This is a genomic window from Streptomyces sp. NRRL S-350, assembly GCF_000719705.1.
In the GTDB taxonomy this organism is placed as follows: domain Bacteria; phylum Actinomycetota; class Actinomycetes; order Streptomycetales; family Streptomycetaceae; genus Kitasatospora.
In genome coordinates this window covers 25,969-45,859 of record NZ_JOHO01000021.1, presented here as the reverse complement: position 1 = coordinate 45,859, position 19,891 = coordinate 25,969, and the positions used below count along the sequence as shown (strand labels likewise).

The 19,891-nt window shown below is 71.5% G+C and carries 14 protein-coding genes; 6 read left to right on the top strand and 8 right to left on the bottom strand.

The annotated features are described in order from the left end of the window. Positions 1 to 139: 139 nt before the first annotated feature. Complete coding sequence (locus tag IF30_RS0120265; RefSeq protein WP_051710662.1) at positions 140 to 2,923, top strand: ATP-binding protein; 2,784 nt, start codon at positions 140 to 142, stop codon at positions 2,921 to 2,923. Between the two features lie 438 nt (positions 2,924 to 3,361). On the opposite strand, the gene IF30_RS0120260 is transcribed toward IF30_RS0120265, so the two are convergent. After that, positions 3,362 to 4,639, bottom strand: a complete 1,278-nt coding sequence (locus IF30_RS0120260) for an MFS transporter (protein ID WP_234322779.1) — start codon at positions 4,637 to 4,639, stop codon at positions 3,362 to 3,364. Positions 4,640 to 5,195: 556 nt separating this feature from the next. Here IF30_RS0120260 and IF30_RS43755 point away from each other — a divergent pair. Together IF30_RS43755 and IF30_RS0120250 are read left to right on the top strand one after the other, a co-directional pair. Next, positions 5,196 to 6,011 (top strand): ParA family protein, encoded by an 816-nt coding sequence (locus IF30_RS43755; protein ID WP_063752705.1) that lies wholly within the window; start codon positions 5,196 to 5,198, stop codon positions 6,009 to 6,011. Next, on the top strand, positions 5,996 to 6,973 hold the full coding sequence (locus IF30_RS0120250) for a hypothetical protein (protein ID WP_030240303.1): 978 nt from the start codon (positions 5,996 to 5,998) through the stop codon (positions 6,971 to 6,973). Before IF30_RS43755 ends, IF30_RS0120250 begins: the two co-directional genes overlap by 16 nt. Positions 6,974 to 7,359: 386 nt before the next feature. Here IF30_RS0120250 and IF30_RS0120245 read toward each other — a convergent pair whose 3' ends face one another. The 4 genes from IF30_RS0120245 to IF30_RS0120230 all read right to left on the bottom strand — a co-directional run bounded on the left by IF30_RS0120245 (position 7,360) and on the right by IF30_RS0120230 (position 12,432). Continuing rightward, the gene (locus IF30_RS0120245) at positions 7,360 to 8,262 is read right to left on the bottom strand and encodes a hypothetical protein (RefSeq protein WP_030240300.1); all 903 of its coding nucleotides are present in this window, start codon (positions 8,260 to 8,262) and stop codon (positions 7,360 to 7,362) included. After that, entirely contained in the window at positions 8,252 to 8,773 is a 522-nt protein-coding gene (locus IF30_RS0120240) for a SigE family RNA polymerase sigma factor (RefSeq protein WP_107054457.1), read from the bottom strand. Before IF30_RS0120240 ends, IF30_RS0120245 begins: the two co-directional genes overlap by 11 nt. A 362-nt stretch (positions 8,774 to 9,135) precedes the next feature. Next, complete coding sequence (locus IF30_RS0120235; protein WP_078891542.1) at positions 9,136 to 11,220, bottom strand: PIG-L family deacetylase; 2,085 nt, start codon at positions 11,218 to 11,220, stop codon at positions 9,136 to 9,138. 681 nt (positions 11,221 to 11,901) lie between these two features. After that, a complete protein-coding gene (locus IF30_RS0120230) occupies positions 11,902 to 12,432 on the bottom strand; it encodes a MarR family winged helix-turn-helix transcriptional regulator (protein ID WP_030240291.1) in 531 nt (176 codons plus the stop codon). A 220-nt stretch (positions 12,433 to 12,652) separates the two neighbouring features. Between IF30_RS0120230 and IF30_RS0120225 the strand changes: the two genes are divergently transcribed. Then, complete coding sequence (locus tag IF30_RS0120225) at positions 12,653 to 13,723, top strand: alkene reductase (RefSeq protein ID WP_030240289.1); 1,071 nt, start codon at positions 12,653 to 12,655, stop codon at positions 13,721 to 13,723. Positions 13,724 to 13,812: 89 nt separating this feature from the next. Continuing rightward, complete coding sequence (locus tag IF30_RS0120220; protein ID WP_030240287.1) at positions 13,813 to 14,718, top strand: NADP-dependent oxidoreductase; 906 nt, start codon at positions 13,813 to 13,815, stop codon at positions 14,716 to 14,718. Between the two features lie 261 nt (positions 14,719 to 14,979). On the opposite strand, the gene IF30_RS47955 is transcribed toward IF30_RS0120220, so the two are convergent. From IF30_RS47955 to IF30_RS0120205, 3 genes are all read right to left on the bottom strand, one after another. Further along, the gene (locus tag IF30_RS47955) at positions 14,980 to 15,777 is read right to left on the bottom strand and encodes a hypothetical protein (protein WP_158835280.1); all 798 of its coding nucleotides are present in this window, start codon (positions 15,775 to 15,777) and stop codon (positions 14,980 to 14,982) included. Positions 15,778 to 16,378: 601 nt separating this feature from the next. Then, positions 16,379 to 16,819 (bottom strand): hypothetical protein, encoded by a 441-nt coding sequence (locus tag IF30_RS0120210; protein WP_158835277.1) that lies wholly within the window; start codon positions 16,817 to 16,819, stop codon positions 16,379 to 16,381. A gap of 1,168 nt (positions 16,820 to 17,987) precedes the next feature. After that, entirely contained in the window at positions 17,988 to 18,359 is a 372-nt protein-coding gene (locus tag IF30_RS0120205; protein WP_030240282.1) for a hypothetical protein, read from the bottom strand. Positions 18,360 to 19,257: 898 nt separating this feature from the next. Here IF30_RS0120205 and IF30_RS0120200 point away from each other — a divergent pair. Next, positions 19,258 to 19,860 carry a DUF6000 family protein gene (locus IF30_RS0120200; RefSeq protein WP_030240281.1) on the top strand — a complete coding sequence of 201 codons (603 nt, stop codon included), beginning with the start codon at positions 19,258 to 19,260 and terminating at the stop codon, positions 19,858 to 19,860. Positions 19,861 to 19,891 lie beyond the last annotated feature (31 nt).

Sequence of the window (19,891 nt, the reverse complement as noted above, 5' to 3'; positions counted from 1 at the left end):
GGGAGCGCCTGGGCGCGAGGGGTGACCGACGTTCTGTCAAGTCATCACCACCCGTCGGCGGTCGGCAGTACGCTCGGCGCTCTGCAACGACGGACCAGGCAGCAACGGGCCCTGGCGGAGCGAATGTTGGAGGCGGCGGGTGGCGGAGGGGAAAGCCGGGGACGGCGGGGCCGGGGCCGGGTGGGGCGGCGGGCCGTTGCACGAGCGCGAGGCCGAGATCCGGTCGGCGGCGCAGGCGATCGAGGTGCTCATCGCGCCGCCCGGTGCCGGTCTCGGGGAGCTGCTGCTCTATACCGGCGCGGCCGGACTGGGCAAGACCGCGGTGCTGACCGAGGTGCGGCGGGCGGCGACGCGCGCGGGCTGCACGGTGTTGTTCGCCCGGGGCGGGCAGCGGCAGTGCCACGAGCCGTTCCACGTGGTGCGCCAGCTGGTGCGGCCGGTGCTGTCGGCCCTGTCCGATGACGAGCGGGCGCGGGTCTTCGGGCCGTGGGAGGACGTCGTCGGCCCCGCGGCGGGACTGCTGCCGCCCGGCGGGCAGCTCGATCCGCAGGGTGTGCGGGACGGGCTGGACTTCGTCCTCACCCGCCTCGTGCAGTTGCGCTCGCCGGTGGCCGTGCTGGTCGACGACCTGCACTGGGCCGACCCGGAGTCGCTGGGCTGGCTGGCCGGCTTCGCGGTCCGGGCGCGGGAGCTGCCGGCCCTGGTGGTGCTCGCCTGCCGAGACGAGTTCCCCGACGACGACGCGCTGGCCCTGCAACGGCTCCTCACCGACCGGGCCGACCGCCGGCACGAGCTGCGCCCGCTCCAGCCCGCCTCGATCGCGCACCTGGTCCGGGCCGCCCTGGGCACCCAGGCCGAGGACGCCTTCTGCCGCCACGTCTGGGCGGTCACCGCCGGGAACCCGTACGAGACTGCCGCCCTGCTGCACGAGGTCGCCGACCAGCGGCTCGACCCGGTGGAGGAGAGCACCGGGCTGCTGCGCGAGATCGCCGCCACCGCCCGGGGTATGACGTTGCGGCACTGGCTGGACCGGCTGGGGCCCACCGCGCTGCGCTTCGCCTGGGCGGCGTCGGTACTGGACACCGACATCCGCCCCGACCTCGCCGCCGCCATCTGCGCCCAGGGGCCGGAAGCCGCCGCCCAGTCCGTCCGGGAGCTGCGCCGGCACCGGGTGCTGACCAGCGGACCGGCGGGCCGGCTGGAGTTCGTCCACCCGCTGGTCGCCACCTCGGTCTACCAGTCGATGTCGCCCGCCACCCGCACCGGCATGCACGGGGTCGCCGCCGTCGAGGTCGAGAATGCCGGCCTCGGCCTGCTGGCGGCCTCCCGGCACCTGCTGGAGATCCTGCCCGAGGGCGACGGCGGCATCGTCGACAAGCTGCGCCGGGCAGCCCGCGAACACCTGGCCATCGGCGCACCCGAGGCCGCGCAGCGTTGCCTGCGCCGCGCCATCAGCGAGCCGCCCGCAGACGAGGACCGGGCCTCGGTGCTGTACGAGCTCGGCTGCTCGGCACTGCTCACCGACCCGGCGACCACGGTCAACCAGCTGCGCCTGGCGCTCGCCGACCCGTACGGGCTGGACCCCGGGCTGCGGGTGGACGCGGTCTTCCGGCTCGCCCAGGCCCTCGCCCACAGCAACCGTGTCGGCGAGGCGGCCGCGCTGTGCGCCGAGGAAGCCGCGCGCACCCCGCCCGGCCCGGGGCGGCTGCGCCTGGAGGTCGCCCACTTCATGTTCGGCGCGTTCCAGTCCGAGGACGAGGACGGCCCCAGCCGCTCCCGGCGGCTGGCGGAGTTCCACCGGATGCTGGGCACGGTCGGACTGGCCTTCACCGACACCGACACCGACACCGGCACCGACGCGGATGCGGATGCGGACTCGCCGGTCTCGGTGCAGGCCGTGTTCGAACACGACGGTCTCGCCCACGCGGTGGCCGTGCTGCGCTGCTGGGACCTCACGCTGCGCGGCGCCGACCGGGCGCAGGTGCTCGCGCTGGCCGACTCCGCGCTGCCGCAGGGCCGACTGCCCCGCAGCCTCGGCTGGACCAACACCACCTGGGGCTTCGAGCTGCCCGGGATCCTGGGCCTCAGTTACCTGTACGCCGACCGCGTCGACCGGGCGGAGGAGCTGTTCACCGAGGCGGTGCGCGCCTACGAGGTCGCCGGCTGGAGCGGCGGCCACCTCGGCTTCGCCTACCTGCTCACCGGCATGCTGCGGTTTCGCTGCGGCGCGCTCGCCGAGGCGGAGGCCTACCTGCGCCGGGCCCTGCGCATCGCCGGCCGGATCGGCCCGGACACCCCGCTGCACTGGGACGCGGTCGGGGCGCTGGCCGAGACCCTGGCCGCGCGCGGCAGGGTGGAGGAGGCCCTGGAGCTCGCCCGCGAGCACGCCTTCGGCCCGCCGTACCCGACGGTGATGGTGCTGCCCGACGCCCCCACGCTGTACGGCCGCCTGCTGCTGGCCCGGGGCGACGCGCCGGGCGCGGCCGAGGTGCTGACGGCCGCCGGCACGGCCCTGGACACCCGGGGGTGGCGCAACACGGTGTGGGCCCCGTGGCTGGGGCACCTGGCCCGCGTGGTCTCCCCCGCCCAGCCGGAGCGGGCCCGCGCCCTCGCCGAGGAAGCGGTCCGCCGGGCCCGGGAGTCCCGGACGGATTCAGCCGTCGGCAGCGCCCTACGGCTGTGCGCCGCGGTGCACGACGCGCCGCGGGCGGCCGAGCTGCTGGCGGAGGCGGTGCGGTACCTGGAGCGTTCGCCGGCCCGCTACGAGCACGCGATGGCCCTGGTCGACCTCGGCGAGGCGCTGGGCTCGGACCCGGCCGCCCGCACCACGCTCACCCGGGGCCTGGAACTGGCCGTCCACTGCGGCGCCGACGGCTTGGCAGCCCGGGCCCGCAGCCTCCTGGGCGCGGGAACGGGCGGTTGAAGCGGGCCCGAAGCAGTGCACGGCCGGACGGCTTGAGCACGGTCCGGGCGACGGCTTGAGCACGGTCCGGGCGACGGCTTGAGCACGGCCGGATGACGGCTTGGGCCGGTGCGCAAGCCAAGCCGGCCAGTGCGGGAGCCGGGCCGGGCACCGGTCTCCGCACTGCACCGCGGCCCACCCTGCCGTGCCCGTCGGTGGTGTTCCGGCCGCCGGTCGGAAGGACCCGGTCCGGCACCGGCCCCAGCCTGATCCTCACCGGGCCCGCCGCCACCGGGAAGACCACCGCCCTGCGCGAAGTCGGCCGCACCTGCCACTTCGCCCACCCTCGCCAACACCCCGTCCCGTCCGGAACGGGCAGTCGGCCGTGCCCGTCGCCCACCTCCTCGCGCCCCTCCCCACTCATGTCCGGTCGGCGATGCTCGACGGGGGTCCGCCCGCTCAGGTGCTGAGTTCCCGGGACTGTCCGGCCCACCGGACCACGAACGGCATGGCCAGGCCGGCCGCGACGAAGACGCCGCCCATGCCCAGCCAGCCGGGGACGCCCCAGCTCAGGCAGAGCAGGCCGAGCAGACCAGGAGCGATGGTGTAGCAGAGGCCCATGCCGATACCGAACACACCGGAGTACTGTCCCTGCGCGTGCGCGGGGGCCAGCCGGAACCGGAGCTCCATCGACCCGGCCGCGTGCCACAGCGAACCCGCGGTGTGGATGACGACGCCGGCGGTCATGATCGCCGCGGCGGCCCAGCCCGGCAGGCCCGAGGCCATCGCGATGACCGCCATGCCGACCAGGAACGCCAGCCCGGCGCGCCGGGTGGCCCGGCCGGCGACCTGGCCGCCCTTGACCCCCCGACTGGTCCGGATCTGAAGGATGACCACCATCACGGTGTTGACGGCGAGCGCGATGCCGGTGAACCAGCGCGGTGCACGGGTGTGCAGGACCACCCACAGCGGCAGGGCGTAGGTCACCACCTCGCCCTGGATCCACAGGATCCCGTCCAGCACGACGAACGCCAGGTACGGCTTGTCCCTGAGCGCGAGCCACCGGTTCGACTCGGTCGGTGCGGGCAGCGGCTCCAGCTTGGGCAGCCGGAGCATGACAGCCGCGCAGCCGATGAAGGTCAAGGCGTTGGCGACGATGAGCGCGCGGTAGGCGGAGCCGGAGTCGAGCTGGATCACCACACCGGCGGCCAGCGCGCCGAAGGTACTGGCCAGGAAGGCGGTCGAACGCAGGTAGGAGCGGAACTTCGGCACCTCGTCACCGCCGAAGCGACGGATCATCGGGCCGCGCGCCGCGCCCCCCGAGGCACCGGCCAGGTCGGTCACCGCCATGGACACCATGAACGCCGCGAACGAGTGGGCGAACAGCAGCGACACCATGGAAACGGTCTGGATCAACAGGGTGGCCAGGAAGACGCCGCGCGGGCCGCGGCGGTCGGCGAGGTGCCCTACGGGCGGTCCGGCGAGCAGGCCGACCACTCCCGCGACCCCGAGGCCGAGGCCGACCTGCCCGACGGACAGGCCGACCACCCGCAGAGCGTACAGCGGCGCCGTCGCCAGGAAGGCCGCGGTGCCGAGCTGGTTGACGAAGCCTCCGAGGGCCAGTCTGCGCTGGGGGCCGGCCTCGAGGAGCAGCCCTCGGCGCACCAGCCAGGGCCGACGGTCCGGGGCGGTGTCCTCCTGACGATCGTCGGGGAACAGGGTGCCGGTCTGACTCACGTGGTACTCCTGGAGGTTGATCACGGCTGGGCGGGGACGGACGGTGCGGCGCAGTGCCCGGGAGCAAGCCGTGCGTCGCCCTCTCGGCAACCCGACGGCCCGGTGCATCGTGTTCGCACCCGGGGAATCCGCGAACTCGTGCGCTTCCGCCCGGGACGCCCTCGCGTTGCCGGGAAGCGGCATCCGCGACCGGCCACTGCGGGAGCGGTGGGAAGCGTAGGAGATGGCACTCGCCGGGGCCCGGCCGCCCTGCTGGTCTGCATGGCGGGCACAGCGCAGGGCTCGGTCAGGCGGGGCGGAGTTCGCCGTCGGCACTCAGGCTGCTGGTGCAGCCGGCCCGGTTCCGTTCCAAGGTCCGCGGCATGAACGTGCGCGCCGCTTCACCGTCCTCGGTAGTGACTTTCTCGACCGGCCGTCGGCCCTGCGGACACGTCCCGGTGGCTGCTTTTGCAGTGCCCGGAAATGCGATGACACGCCCGTGGTGTTCTTCGCGGCACTGGGGCCCCGGATAGCCTGCCTTCCGTGCACTGGGCATTCAACGGTCGGAGGGCCGGGCATGAATCGAGTGATCGCGGTCTACAGCGAGAAGGGTGGCGTCGGGAAAAGCGCTATGGCGGCCGGCCTGACAGCTGCTGCCCGAAAGCGGGGCCTGGACGTCGTTGCCGGAGACCTCGACCCTCGCGGCACCTTCACCGCTGAGCTGGGCATCTCCGGAGACGAGGCCCCGGCCTTCACCATGAACGACCTGCTGGCCCTGGATCCCCAGGGCGAGACCGGGCTGGCGGCGGAGGCCTTCGCACCTGCGTCCGACGCGTGGCCGGGAGTCCAGGTGATCGCGGCGGAGCGTGCCTTGGCCAACCGGGAGACCGACAATGTCGCCGTCGGGCTGGAATTCCGCCTGCGGCTCGCCCTGAAAGGGGCCATAAAGCCCGGCTCGGTTGGAATTCTCGACCTGCCGCCCCGCGCCGGCGGCAAGCTCGTGACCTCGGCCCTCGTCGCTGCAACCGACGTGATCATCCCGGCGACCCTCGACGAGGACGGGCGCATCGGCGCCAAGGAGGCCCTCGCGACCATCAAGCTGGTCAAGGATCTCGGCATGAACCCGGACCTGCGGGTGGTCGGCATCGTGCCCTCTATCGTCCCCGGCGGGCGCAGCACCCTGAAGGACGCCATAGGAGGCTACTTGTCGGAGACGTACGGGGAGCTGTACCGCGACGATCTCGCGATTCCCCGGCACTCGCTGCGCCAGCAGACCCGGTTCGCCTGCGTGCCGATCACGGCGGCCACCGGCAAGGAGGCCCGAGCGCTGACGGATGCCTACGACCGAATCCTCACTGCGTCAGGAGTGTCTCTGCAATGGGCAACAAGCTGATCCAGGCCGGGACCAGCCGGCTGAAGAAGGCACCGGACTCCGCCGTTGATCCGGCCGTGCCCGCCGAACTGCAGCAGGGCGCGGCGCAGCGGGCTGCCACTTCCGCGCTGCCGGCGATGGTGGAGAACCCGGGCACGCCAAGTGTCTTCACGGGCGGCCGGGTGCTCACGCCCGAGGACATCACGGGCACCCCCGAGGAGCAGCTCACCTATGTGACCGCGCGGCTGCTCGAGATCGACGGGCTCGGCCGACGGGCCGAGGACTTCGTGGCGCTCAACAAGGGCGTCCTACTGGAGACCGCGCAGCAGCGTGAGCTGCATCTGGTAGCCGGCCACACCAACTTCGCGGCATGGGCGTCCGAAGTGCTGGACGTGGACGAGAAGTACGTCTTCGAGCTGATGCAGGATGCGGTCCGGGTGCGGGCCGTCGCGGAGCTGGGGCCGGAGCTCGGCCAGTACCTGACTCGCGCCTCGGCCCGCAAGGCAGTGGCTGCGGTCATCTCCTCGCACGACCTGAACACCGCCCGCACGGTCGTCGAACTCGGCGTGGCCGAGGCAACCCAGCAGGGCAAGAAGCGCCCCACTGCGGCCAGGCTGGTCGAGCTCGCCACCGAGTTGACGGCACCATCCATCCCCGGGCAGAAGGTGGGGTCAGAAATTTCTGACCCCACCCCCATCGAGCAGAGGTCAGGAATTCCTGACCCCGGAGACGAGGAGCAGCCGGGCGTCGCGCAGCTGCGCGACCTGAGCCGCTCCGCAGTCGTACTGCGGGAGCGCGTGTCCTCGCTGCTCACCCCCCGCGCACTGAAGGCTGCGGCGGAGGCCGACCCGGTGGCAGCCCATCGGCACCTTGAAGACCTCGACGTCGAGGTGCAACGCCTCACCAGGCGTCTGGCTGCCGCCAAGAAGACGATGACCTCGGCGGTGGCCGCGGCTCCCGTGGACGCCGAGATCGTCAGCTGACTCTCCAGCGGTGACAGGATCACGTCGCCATCCGGCTCACCGAGCCGCTCAGCGACGTGATCCTGCAGGTCATCGCGGACCTGGTCCGCGTCGTCCGTCTCCACAGCCGGACCAGCTCGCCCCGATCGAGTGCGTCAAGAAGCGAAACAGACCTGGCGGACCGTCAGCCGGGTGGACTCGAAACAGTCCTCTGGCCAGGACGTATGAAGAACCTCGACTGCGGTACCGGCCCGGCCGGCGGCAGCGAACCGGCCCGGGCACGGACACCCGCGTAGGTGTCCGTGCCCGAACAGGGGCTGGCAGCGTCCGGCTCCGCCCGTCGGTCTCGGCATGGGGGCCGCACCACCGGGTGGAGGCGCCGGCGCATCGCGTCCGATCTCAGGGCGTCACGGTCGGACCTCGACCACCAGGTGGCCGAACTCCTTGATGAGGTCCGCTCGGGCGGTGTCCGCCTGCGGGGTCTCGATGATCACTCCGGCGCCGTCGCTGGCGATCTGGACGGACTGGATGTGCACGCCCTTGGTCGCCGCCCAGTCCCCGCCCTCAGCCCGGATCGACTTCGCCAACCTCAGCAGCTGGGGGTAGCCAGGCGTGGCCCTGAACTCCAGCTTCACGCCGGGCCAGTCCGTCACCGTCCGGGCCACTGCGGCGTCGAGGTCCGTACCCGGGCTCCGCATCACGTACAGCGTTTGCGTGCTCGCGTCCCGGCAGGTGGCGAAGTAGTGCTCCGGGTACTGCTCGCGGGCCATCTTCTCGACCGCTTCGCCGGCGAGCGCCAGATCGGCCTGCCGCTGCGGGGCCGACGACGAGGAAAGCGCCCCCGTCATCGTGGGTGTGGACCGGGCCGACGTCGGCGGGCCCGACGGCAGACCCGACGAGGACGAGGACGGCAGCCCAGACGTCCCGTCCCCGCCCGGTGTCCGCAGGGAGGACGGCCCGGACTGACAGGCCAGCACCGTCTTCACCAGCTCGTCGGACCCCGCTCCCCTTGACGGGTCCGCCACGGTCGTGGGCGACGCCGTACCGGCCGACGGTGATCCGGCCGGCGCAAGGCCCCTCCCGGCGACGCTCGTAGGGCTGGGTCCGGGGCCGTCGCCGAGCTGCGTCAGCACCCCTGCGCCGACCGCCAGCACCGCCACCGCCGTCACGGCTCGTACGACCCCCTGCCGCCGGGCCCGGCGGCGCCCGGCCTCGCGCAGTTCGGCCAGCGGCGGGCTGCCGCCGACCCCTTCCGCGCGCGTTCCGAGCCGGATGGCCAGCTCCTCCTCGAACCCGTCCTCAGCACTCATGGCCCACCAACTCCTCTGCTGGTTCCAGTTCCTGTCGAAGCGCCTTGAGCCCCCGGGCAAGGTGGGTCTTCGTCGTGGTCACCGAGCACCCCAGCTCCACCGCCACCTGCGCGACGGACAGGTCCAGGTAGTACCGCAGCACCACCGCCGCCCGCTGCCGCCGCGGCAGCCCGGCCAGGGCCACCGCCAACTGCCCGTCCCGCTCGGCCTCCGGCACAACCGGGCGGTCCGGCAGAGCGGACGTCAGCACCTCCCCCCTGGTCCGGCGCCAGCGCGAGACGTGGGTGCGGACCATCGTCCGCCGCACGTACCCCTCGGCCGCCGCCGGCTCCCGGATCGTCGCCCGCTTCGGATACACCCGTGCCAGGGCGTCGTGCAATAGGTCCCGGGCGTCGTGGACGTCTCCGGTGATCAGGTACGCCCCCCGCAGCAGAGCCTGGTACCGCGCCGCGACGAACTCGTCGAACGGGTCGGATCCGGAGCCCCCCGGGCGCATGGATTCGCGCTTCATACCCTCATGACGCTCCGGCCGCCGGAAACGGATGACAAGACGCGAGTGGGATGTGCTCGACTCTGATGTGCGGTCCTCCGTGCTGCCCTACGGGGTCCGATCCGGCACCTGCGCCGGCGCGATGGAACGGGGATTGCGGAGCCGGCGACGGCGACCACCACCCCGTCCGCACCCTCACCCGCACCCTCGACCTCGCCACGCTTCGCTCGCAGCCCGGCGCGCGTCCGGTGGCCCGTGTCCGGTGGCCCGTGTCCGGTGGCCGGCCGCTCGCCGTGCAACGGCCTTCCGGCGGCGGCGACGGGGCGGAAGAGACCACGAACTTCGCCCCGGCGAAGGGCCGCCGGGGCGAAGTTCGTCGCGGTTCAGGAGCCGACGGTCTGCCAGGCGCCGTACGGGCTGTCGGTGCCGGCCGTGCTCTGGCGCGTGACGTGCAGGCGCGCGTCGCTGCCGAGGGTCAGCACGACGGTCCGTCCGGAGCCGTCGCTCACCGCGGCCGGGGCGCCGACGATCACCGAGCCGAGGTCCTGCCAGGTGGTGGCGAAGGCCCGGTTGGGGGCGGTCTGGGCGGTCAGGCTGAGGCCGCCGCCTCCGTTGCGGGTGGCCAGGGTCATCCTGCCGTCGGCCGCCGTCAGCACGGTGGAGCCCTCGATGCTCACCGGGCCGCTCATGTCCGCCGGGGTGGTGGTCCAGGTGCCGTCGCCCTGCACGTACTGCGTGATGGTGTGGGCCGTCGACGCCTGGGAGTAGAAGATCTCCAGCCGGCCGTCACCGTTGTGTCCGACGGTGACCGGGCCGGCCGAGTCCTGGGCGGCGAACGCGCTGTCCTGGACGAACGGCCCGTTCGGCGCGCTCTGCCTCCAGTGCAGAATGCCGCCCTGACCGGTCACGGTCGGCGCGAAGAGGTCGATCCGGCCGTCGGAGGCTTGCGCGGCCGCCAGGCCGTCCTGGACCCAGCCGCCCTTGAGATCGGTCCAGCCGGCCGGCCAGGTGCCGTCCGCCCGCTGGGTGATGGCGCTGACACCGCCGCCGTAGTTGCGCACGAAGAGGGTCGGCAGGCCGTTCTGGTTAGCCGCCACCACGGGCTCGCCGACCAGCACCGGGGTGGTCGGGTTGGGATTGCCGAGCATGGTCCAGCCGGTCGGCCAACTGCCGTCCGGGTTCTGCGCGAGGGTGACGATCTGGTCGCTGTCCAGCCCGATGCCGAAGAGGCGGAGCCGGCCGGCCCCGTCCTTGGCCGTCGTCAAGTACGGCGCGAGCCGGGTGCCGGTGCCGCCGATGCCGGTCGGGCCGGTCCAGTTGCCGCCGGAGGTGTTCTCGCGCCAGACGGCGGCCTGTCCGTTGACCACGGCGAAGGCGTTGACCAGCCCTTGGCTGTCGAGCGCGGCCCAGTTGGTGCCGTTCGACCAGCGCGGGTACTCCCGGGCGGGGAACATGCCGTAGTAGGTCGCCCAGGTCGAGTCCGGGTTGCTCGGCGAAGGCTGCTGCTTGGTGACTTCCTGGTCGAAGGGCAGGTACGCGGCGAAGGCGTCGTTCTTCGACGATGCCAGGTCCGGGCCGAGGTTCGCCGGGCGCAGCCGGATGTTGTAGTCGCGGTAGTTGCGCAGCAGAACGTGGTTCGGTCCGCCCGGTACCCCGTAGGCGCGGGTGGCGTCGCCGGCGAAGCGGGAGGCGCCGCGATGGTCGGAGTTGTCGCCGAAGTCGTGGGTGTCCGACTGGTAGGTGTTGCTCAGCGAGTAGACCTTCGGGTCCTGCGCGAGCACCACGTTCGGCGTGTACGCCCGCATGACGGCAGCGAGGGTGTTCACCAGGTCGTCGTGGGTGTAGTTCTGGGCGGGGTAGGCGGCGGTGTTGCAGTTCGTGCTGCTGCCATCGGTGCTCAGGCTGCCGAGTGTGGCGTTGGAGAGGCCGCCACCCTGGCTGTAGAGGTCGTCGAGCGAGGCCAGACCGTTGCCGGTGGCGCCGTTGCTGTCGCCGGACTGGTGGAGCTTGAAGAACACCAGCCTGGTCTGGTCGGCGTTCGGGGTGCCCCGCAGGGTGTCGACCTCGACCGTGTGGTTGTTGAAGGTCGCGGCCCGGATGTCCCACGTGTTCGGCAGGCCGGCCATCCGGGCGTGGGCGGCCCGCGCGCCGGCCTCGCGGGAGTTCGCGTAGTCGCAGGGGTCCGTGTAGGGCTCGGGCGGAGTGCTCTGCCGGCCCGCGGTCACCTGGGCGGGGGTGAGTTCCCCGGCGGTCAGGTAGACCGTCATCGTCGGGTCGTCGTACTCCCGGGACATGTCCGGGTTCATGAAGAGGATGTCGTCGTCCTCGTGCGCAACGACCTGCATGAAAGCGGTGTGCGTCGGCGCGGCGTCGGCCAGCGCCGGGCGCGTTCCCGGACCGCCCATCACCACCACTGCCACCAGCGCCGCCGCTGCCAGCGCCGCTACTTCGTTCCTGCCACGCCTCATTGCGGGCCCTGCCTTCCCCCGTGTGCCCGGGTGGACCACATGATCACCCGTGAAGACCGGAGTCTGCTGCGGTGGCCGGCCAACGTCAAGTCAGCGGCGGGCGCCGCTGGCGAAGGCGGGCGGCGGCACCGCCTGGGCGGATCCGGCGCGACCCGTCGGCTCTTCTCCGGGCGTCCACGCGGCGCTTTGACCAGGGGGAAACGCGGCCGTGTCCAGGGGAGACGCGGACCGCACCGGCGCGCCGCGCCGCGTCCCGACCGGCGCCGTCCGGATCGAGCACCTGATCAAGCGGAGCGAGGACCTGATCAAGCGCGGACCAGCCGCCCCGATCGGGCACGCGCTCAGGACGGCGGCCTTTCGGCACCACCTCCACCACGCCCCACCCCCGGTCGTCACCAAGGCACTCGGCTACACCCGGGCCACCACCGCCCACGTCGCCGCCGAGACCTGCGCTCCCTGCAGTCGGTACACGCCCCGGCGATCACACGCCGGGTGCTCCCCTGCAGCCGGTACACGCCCGGCGACCCACGCGCCGTGGCACCGGTCCCGACGCGGAAGCCGCCCGTCGACGAGTCCGGGGCCAGCTGTGTGGACGCCCGTCGCCCCATCAGGTGACGGGGCTGTGAGGCTCCTCCACCGGCTCTGACGTGCCGTTGCGCCGACCGGATGCAGAGCCGGCCACTAGCTCTCGGCGGCGCGGCTGGGGTCGGCGGCAGCCTGGACGAGGTTCTGTTCCAGGCGTTCCAGGGTGCTCAGGGCCTCGGTGCACTCGTCGGCCGAGAGACCCGCGGTGACCAGGTCTTCGAGCTGGCTCCAGCTCTGCTCGACCTCGCGGCGCAGGGCGTGGCTGGCTGCGGTGGGTTCGATGAGGGATGCGCGCTTGTCGGTGGGCGAGGGGCGGCGGCGGACGAAGCCGGCCTGTTCCAGGCGCTGGACGGTGCGGGTCATGGTGGCGGCGTCGGAGTCCATCAGCCGCACCAGGTCGGTCTGGCGCTGGGGGCCGAGCTCCCACAGGTGCATCATCACCAGCTCCTGCCCCGGGTGCAGGCCGATGCGGCGGAGGAGCTGGCCGGCGAACATGCGGTGCAGCCGGGCGAGGCGGAAGATCGCATGGCTGATGGGCCCGCCGGCGGCGGCGGCCGGCACCGGGACGCTCGCTGCCTGCACCGTTCCTGCGCGGTCCTTCCGGGGCGCCGGGGTGGGCTCTGTCATCTTTTCCTCACTTTGCTGATCGGGCAGCTAACTCTACCGCGTGCGTGCGCTACCCATGATGTTTGCCCGCCTTTGGTTCGAAACTCCCCTGTTCAGCTTCCGCCGTGGGCGCCCCATGTCAGCCAGAAGTGGCGGCCGAGTATTTACTTGTTCGGACAGGTATCTGTTACGTTGGATGCGTCGGGGCCACCGCCCATCACTCGTCACGAGGGAAGAGACCATGACCACTGCTTTCGATCCGATCGTTCTGGGCGGCCGCCGCCTGGCCAGCCGTATCGCCATGGCGCCGATGACCCGCAGCCGCGCCCACGGGCCAGGCGCGGAGCCGACCGCCCTGATGGCGGAGTACTACACCCAGCGCGCCGGCGCCGGGCTGATCGTCACCGAGGGGATCCAGCCCTCGCCGGTCGGCCAGGGCTACCCGGACACCCCCGGCCTGCACACGGCCGGCCAGGTGGCGGCGTGGCGGAGCGTGACCGATGCGGTGCACCGCGAGGGCGGAGTGATCTTCGCGCAGCTGATGCACACCGGCAGGATCGGCCACCCGAGCCTGCTGCCCGAGGGCCTGGTGCCCGTGGCGCCCTCGGCGGTGGCCGCCAAGGGCCAGGTCTTCACCCACGAGGGCCCGAAGGAGTACGTGACGCCGAAGGAGCTGAGCGAGGCGGAGATCCGGCAGACGATCGCCGACTTCGCCACCGCAGCTCGCAACGCGACGGAGGCCGGGTTCGACGGCGTGGAGATCCACGGCGCCAACGGCTACCTGGTCCACCAGTTCCTCGCCCCGAACACCAACCTGCGCACGGACGGCTGGGGCGGCGGCGTCGAGGGCCGGATCCGCTTCGCCGTCGAGGTCGTCACGGCCGTGACGGAGGCGATCGGCGGCGACCGGGTGGGTCTGCGGATCTCGCCCGGGAACCCGTACAACGACATCGCCGAGCCCCAGCCGGGCGAGGCGTACGAGGCCCTGATCGAGCGGATCGCCGGCCTGGACCTGGCCTACCTGCACCTGATGGAGGGCCCCGACCGCGACCTGACCACGCGGCTGCGCAAGGCCTGGCCGGGCGTGTTCGTCCTCAACCCCTTCACCCACCCGGAGGTCACCGGCCCCGAGGCGCTGAAGCTGGTCGAAGACGGGACGGCGGACATGGTCGCCTACGGCGCCCTGTTCCTCGCCAACCCCGACCTGCCGGCCCGCCTGGCCGCCGGCGGCCCGTTCAACACCCCGGACGCGGCCACCTTCTACGGCGGCGACCACCGCGGCTACACCGATTACCCCACCCTCAGCGCCTGACCGGCGTGGCTGCCGGCGCGGCCGCCCTCCCGGCCACACCGTGGGTCACGACGCGTACTTCCTCCACCCCTCCTACCTGGGAGTTTCCGATGTCCACTGCCATCACTTTCTCCGAGTACGGCGCGCCCGAGGTGCTGCGGCCGACCGAGGTCGCCCTGCCGGAGCCGGGCCCCGGCCAGGTCCGGATCAAGGTCAAGGCCGCCTCGGTGAACCCGCTCGACCTGAAGATCCGCTCCGGCCTGATGGCCAAGGTCGCCCCGGCCCGCTTCCCGGTGATCCCGGGCCTGGATGCGGCCGGTGTCGTCGATGCCGTCGGCGAGGGAGCCGACGCGGCTGTCGGGGACGAGGTCCTCGGGGCGACGGTCAGCGGCGCTTACGGCGAGTACGCCCTGCTGGAGCGGCCGGTGGCCAAGCCCGCGGCCCTGTCGTGGGAGCTCGCCGCCTCCCTGGTCACGGTCGGCCAGACCGCACACCGCGTCCTCGGCCAGCTGGGTGTCCAGGCGGGTCGGACCCTGCTCGTCCACGGCGCCGCCGGAAGCGTCGGGGTCGTCGCCGTGCAGCTGGCCGCCATCCGCGGCATCACCGTCATCGGCACCGTCGGCGAGAAGGACCTGGAGCGCGTCACCGCGCTCGGCGCCACCGCCGTCCGCTACGGCGACGGCTGGGTCGAGCGGGTGAAAGCCGCGGCTCCGAGCGGGGTGGACTTCGTCTTCGACGCCTCCGGCGCCGGCCTCCTCGCCGACTCCGTCGCCCTGACCGGCGACGCGGCCAAGGTCATCACCATCGCCGACATGGCGGCCCAGCAGCACGGCGTGCGCTTCAGCACCGGCGCCGAGGACCAGGGCGGACAGGCCCTCCCCGAACTCGTGGAGCTGGCTGCCACCGGAAAGCTCAGCCTGCCGATCTGGCGCACCTACCCCCTGGCCGAAGCCGCCCAGGCCCACGCCGACCTCGAAGCCCACCGCAACCACGGCAAGGCCGTCCTCCTGCCCTGACCCCCATGTGCCGCCGCCTCACACCCAGCAGGCCCTGACCCTGCGGGTGTGGGGCCAGCTCGCCACCACTCGCCGCCACCGGCGACCGCCGCCCAGTCAGCGAGTTCGTCTTCCCGCACGCCCCCTGCCCTCAGCTCTCAGCTTTCAGCTCTCGGGCCATCGAGGCGCGGTGCCTTCGGTGGGGGGGCTGGCGCTTCACCTCCCTGCCGCCAAGGGCGCCGCGCCCTTGGCGGGAGGACCGAGTCGGGCGGGGCCGCTCTGTCAGGCGGGAACGTTCTTGATGACAGCGTCGGTCAGCGGCGAGAGCTGATCGGACAGCTTGTCGAGGTCTGCGGTCCGGCCGTCGGACCACTGGGCCGAACCGACGACCACGCCGTGCCCGTAGGCTGCGAAGCCCTGCACCCGGCCGCTGTCGGCCGGCAACCGGCGCAGGCCCGAATCCGTGGGCGGGACATGGATGGCGACCTGGAAGGAGTCGGCGTGGGAGCCGAGAAAGCTCACCAGGTGCACGCCGTCTCCAGGGTCCGCCATGGTGAACACCGCCACGTTGTACTGGTTGCCCTCGGCGTCCTTGTACAGCGCCAGGTCGACTCCGAGACAGCCGTGGCCCTGCGCGATCAACCCGGCGAGGGTCGGCGCCACGGTGTCCGGGCCGGTGCAGTTCGAGCGCGCCACGCCCGCCACCAGCGTGTACCCCTGGACCTGCGCCTGGACCTGCGCCGGAAAGACGGACAGCGGCATCGCCGAGACCGGAGCGCCGAATGCCGTTGACGGAGCACTGATCGACGGCGTCGCCACGTGCGGCGAGCGATCTGACGATGCCGGCGCAGCCAGCGCGGGCGATGCGGCCGGAGCAGGGCTCACCGGCCGGAGCAGGTACGCCCCCGCGCCCGCTGCCACCAGCAGCGCAGCGGCCACCGGAAGCAGCAGCCGACGTCGCGCCTTTCGTCGCACGGGCTGGCGCGCCTGTTCGGCGACACTCGGCTCCGCCGCGTTGTTCTTCTCAAACTCCTTGACGAATTCTTCCCACAGGTCGTCACCGGATCCACGCATGCTCACAGCTTCCACACCTTAGTGATCATCGCCACCGTTGGGAAGCCGCGCCCCCTGCCCCCTGCCCTCGCTGGTGCTGGTGCTGGTCCTGCCGAACCGAGTGGTCTTGTTGGCGCCAGGTGGTCACGCCTCCTGCAACCGGACTGCGAGTCGTCAGTCGTCTTGGCGATGCTGGGCGCTCATGAGCACTCGAAGCCGAAGCCTTATCCGTACCCGAAGTTGAGGAAGTACGGACCGTCCTCATCTTCGCCAGCGTCACTGATCTTGAAGAGGAGCCGGCCCCTCCCCCGCCGACCAGGACTCCGCCCGCCGCCTCGTGGTGTGTACCACCACCCGTTCCAGGGAGGCCGAGGCCCGGCACGTGCGGATGCGACAGCGCAATTCGGCCGTCTCACACCTTCACGAGATGCTGCGGAAGCTGCCTGCTCTCATCCGCGCCTGACATGAAGTCCGCCGTAACTGGCGCGGGGAAGGATGTGACGGACGTTAGCGAGAACCGGGGCCCTCTGCGGATCGGGAAAGCTACTTCCCGCACGTGACCGGGCGCCGCGCCAATCCTTCCCGACAAGGATCCTGCACGGATAGGAACACCGGTCGAAGGCGGTTTTCAGCGTCGATTCAACAGCAGATCACGCAGACCCTCTTCAAAAACGGGGTGCGAATACCGGTCAGTGCCACAACCCGGCATTTCGAGCTTCTTGAGTTGCCCTCCGACGATGTGGGACACCAGCGGCACGGGCAGGGCCTCCGGCCAGAGGCCGGTGCGCTTGCCCTCGGAGAGCACGCGCCGGAAGGCACCGGTGGAGCCCCGCAGGTTGCGGCCGTTCGCCTTCAACTCGTCGGCGGCGCACTCGCCCTGCCCTTCGACGACCTGGAGCAGGATCTGCTGGGCCCGGGGCGGGAGGCGGTCGTAGTACGAGCGGGCCCGCTCCGGCGTCCAGCGGTCGTCGGGTACTGCGGTGACGACGGCAGCCGGCGTGGCGGCGAGGGCGAGCAGCTTCTCGAGCACCTCTGGGGTCGGGTTCTCCACGGTGATCGTGATCTTCATGATGCCCACCATGGCAGCGCGGGACACCGAACACAAATAACTCCGACAGACGTGCTACAGACGGTGAGGCCCTGGCCGCCGACGAAGGCCGCCGCCGAGCTGATCCGCAACCAGGCCGCCGAGCACGCCGTGCCCGGCAAGCGCACCCGCACGAACGACCACTGGTCCACCGGCCACGAGTACGTCGTCCGCGACCCGGTGGTCATCAGCGTCGTCCACACCTACCTTTCTCCTTGCTCGCCGAACTCGGCCAAGCTGAGCCACAGTTGCTCCTACTGCGCGGCTTCACTCGCCGGGGCTGGCTCATGCCCGTCCCTGCCTCCGGAGCGAGTACGCCAAGGCCGGCCTGCGCCGCCCGGGCAAGGACAACCTCAGCCGCTCCAACAGGACCTTGACGGTGTGGCCGTTCCACCACCGACCAACTTCGTCGGACAGCGTCGGCCAGGATTGTCGGGCCTGTGCTCAGAGCCCATCAGGAATGACGGCAGTCCTCGCGTCAAATCCCAGCAGGAGAGCTCCGGCTCCATGCTCCCCTCCCCCATTGAAATGGCCTGCAGTCCATGGGAGTTCGGAGTCGATGCGGGGAGATGGCAGCCACGTGGATGCCACCGTCCTGGTGCGCTCGTGGCCACGGCAACCGCTCGTCCGGCGAGCATCTGATGATGGGGTGAGTGCTTCCGGCCCCTCTCGCCGTGGCAGTCGTGTATTTTCGGCGGTCTCGAAGGAGAGCCGATTTTCCGCGGAAAATCCGCGTCGGGCCCCCTGCTCGCGGCGCGGAGGGCATCGACGAACCGGACCGCATGTCCTTCCTCGGGCCGTGGACCGATCTCCGCCCCGGCGCAGCGGTCGCGGTCGATGATGCAGCAGCAGCCCTGGCCGTGTCGGGGAAACCGTGCTGGCCGTCCACAGCGCCGCCCCGGTGACGCTTCCAGGAGCGCGCCGCCTCCGTTTCCCCTGGGCGGAAGATCGACAGGGACCTCCGACGTCCGAACGAGGTGCCCTCGCACCGTCGTCGGGAACGTGGGGCTCTGTCGGCGACTACCCGGAGCAGTTGTTGCTCAGCGACGAGAGCACCCGCACCACGAAGACTCGTTGTCGGTGGCCCCCGGAGGAGACGCGGTGGACGGCAGGCGGCCGACCACACACGTCTCCTCGGCTTGGCTCGGGATCAGTTGCGGACGCCGTAGGCGACCTGGCCGGAGGTGTGGTCGATGACGTAGGCCTGGTAGGAGTGGCCCGGGCCGTCGTAGTACCACGGGGACTGGGCACCGCTGTAGGAGTCCCACCCGAATCGGCCGTCCAGGAGAGCGAACTCGCAGCGGCCGTCGGTTCGGGTCGGGTCGATGGCCTGAAAGTCGTGGTAAAGGCCGTCGCTGTAGAGCTGCAGCTCGATCTTCTGGTCGGCGGTGCAGTTGGCGGTGGTGAGCCAGTGGTCGCCCTCGCTGGCGGCGACGGCCGGCGTTGACATGGTCAGGGTGAGCACGGCGCCGGCGCCGAGGACGGCAATGGCGGTCCGCAGCGAAGTACGGCGAGACAGCATGAGACGGTTCCCCCGAAGGTCGCTACCCGGCACACGCATCGGCGGAGGGGCCCGCCAGGGTACGGCCGGACGGAGTCATGCTTTCAGCGGCTGATCGCAGGGGCAAGGGCTGAAACCAGTCTCCGGAAAAACAGACGCGGTCACGGCAAACCACCTCGCTCCCCAAGCCCGGGCGTTCGGCCGCGGCCAGGCCTCGACCGAGAATCGTTCGGCTCGCTGGCGTTGTCGGCGTACGGCTTGAGCGCCGCGACAGCGTACGGATGAACGGGTTCTGTCGTTGGCCTTGCGATGTTGTAGCCGTTCGATCGTTTCTGGTGGTCGTGCGATCCAAGGGGGCGGGAGGTTCGGCCACATCTGGCCCACGTGGCAGTCGAGTCGGTGCACACCAGCGCTTCACCCACGGATGCGAAACGCCAGCCAACTCCGTCGAGAGGTACGCGACCAGGGCTTCCCAAGAGGTCCGGGCGGCCTGTCCCGAACTCGACGCCGCAGCCGGGCACTTCCGAGCCTTCGGCGCGCTCATCCACCAGCCGGCGCGCTCATCCACGAGCCGGCGCGCTCATCCACGAGCACTGCGGCGAAGACCTCGAAGGATCGATCGGGCAGGTCAGGCAGCCTGATCCGCCCGCCCTGCGGCAGTTCACCGACGAACTCCTCTACGGCCGGGACGCAGTCGTCGCCGGCCTGTCGAGCCCTGAGCTCCGGCCAGGTCGAAAGGCCAGATGACCAGGGTCAAGCTCCTCAGACGCGCTGGCTACGGAAGGGCCGAACTCGACTTCCTTCGCACCCGGATCCTCCGCCGAGCCTGAGGAGTACCTGCAGGGGCTCACGGCTCCCACCCCGAGCCGGACCCAGAATCAGCTGGCCGCAGACCAACGACGAACGGCAAGCTGCCGTCATGCGCTTTCCTCGTTCCTCGGACCCCGAACTGCTCGATGTCATCGAGCGCTACGTCAAGCCCACAACCAACGACACCGGGCGCTACCTCCACCTCCTCCACGCCAACTTCACCCGCGACGACGAGCATGAGCGCGCACTCTTCCTCCGGTCACTGCGTTCAGCTGCCCAGGCGATCACCGATGAGGAACTCGAAGTCCTCCTGGAGAGCGAATGGCGTTCCCGCCTCACCGCTGCCTGGCTGATCGGTGTGGACCGCCGGCAGCACTTTCGAGACGTTCTGGGTGATCTGCTGCTCGCCAGCCAACTGTGCTTCTCCGGTCAGGGCTACTGCTTCGCTCTCGCACGCTTCTGCACGGAGGAAGACGCCCTGCACCTGTCGGCCTACCTGGAACGCTATCTCCAGCAGCCCGACTGCCAGTACGACCAGCACTGGGCCATCAGCGCGCTCCTCCACATCGACAGTCAGGCTGGAACCGAACACGCCGGCCGCTTCCTCGCCCCCGGAGGGCTGTGGCACCAGTGGAACGACGCCCAGTTCACGCCCTCGCCGCCGAGCCGGTTCATGGATGAGCTGTGCGCACTGACGGACCCGCTCAGGTAGACGTCACAAGATCGGCGACAGAGCCGATGGA

What these genes read in the sequence shown, in the direction of transcription:
- IF30_RS43755 (WP_063752705.1), top strand. Translation starts at nt 5,196, where the DNA reads ATGAATCGAGTGATCGCGGTCTACAGCGAGAAGGGTGGCGTCGGGAAA.
- IF30_RS0120250 (WP_030240303.1), top strand. Translation starts at nt 5,996, where the DNA reads ATGGGCAACAAGCTGATCCAGGCCGGGACCAGCCGGCTGAAGAAGGCA.
- IF30_RS0120245 (WP_030240300.1), bottom strand. Translation starts at nt 8,262, where the DNA reads ATGAGTGCTGAGGACGGGTTCGAGGAGGAGCTGGCCATCCGGCTCGGA.
- IF30_RS0120240 (WP_107054457.1), bottom strand. Translation starts at nt 8,773, where the DNA reads ATGAAGCGCGAATCCATGCGCCCGGGGGGCTCCGGATCCGACCCGTTC.
- IF30_RS0120235 (WP_078891542.1), bottom strand. Translation starts at nt 11,220, where the DNA reads ATGAGGCGTGGCAGGAACGAAGTAGCGGCGCTGGCAGCGGCGGCGCTG.
- IF30_RS0120230 (WP_030240291.1), bottom strand. Translation starts at nt 12,432, where the DNA reads ATGACAGAGCCCACCCCGGCGCCCCGGAAGGACCGCGCAGGAACGGTG.
- IF30_RS0120225 (WP_030240289.1), top strand. Translation starts at nt 12,653, where the DNA reads ATGACCACTGCTTTCGATCCGATCGTTCTGGGCGGCCGCCGCCTGGCC.
- IF30_RS0120220 (WP_030240287.1), top strand. Translation starts at nt 13,813, where the DNA reads ATGTCCACTGCCATCACTTTCTCCGAGTACGGCGCGCCCGAGGTGCTG.
- IF30_RS0120210 (WP_158835277.1), bottom strand. Translation starts at nt 16,819, where the DNA reads ATGAAGATCACGATCACCGTGGAGAACCCGACCCCAGAGGTGCTCGAG.
- IF30_RS0120205 (WP_030240282.1), bottom strand. Translation starts at nt 18,359, where the DNA reads ATGCTGTCTCGCCGTACTTCGCTGCGGACCGCCATTGCCGTCCTCGGC.
- IF30_RS0120200 (WP_030240281.1), top strand. Translation starts at nt 19,258, where the DNA reads ATGCGCTTTCCTCGTTCCTCGGACCCCGAACTGCTCGATGTCATCGAG.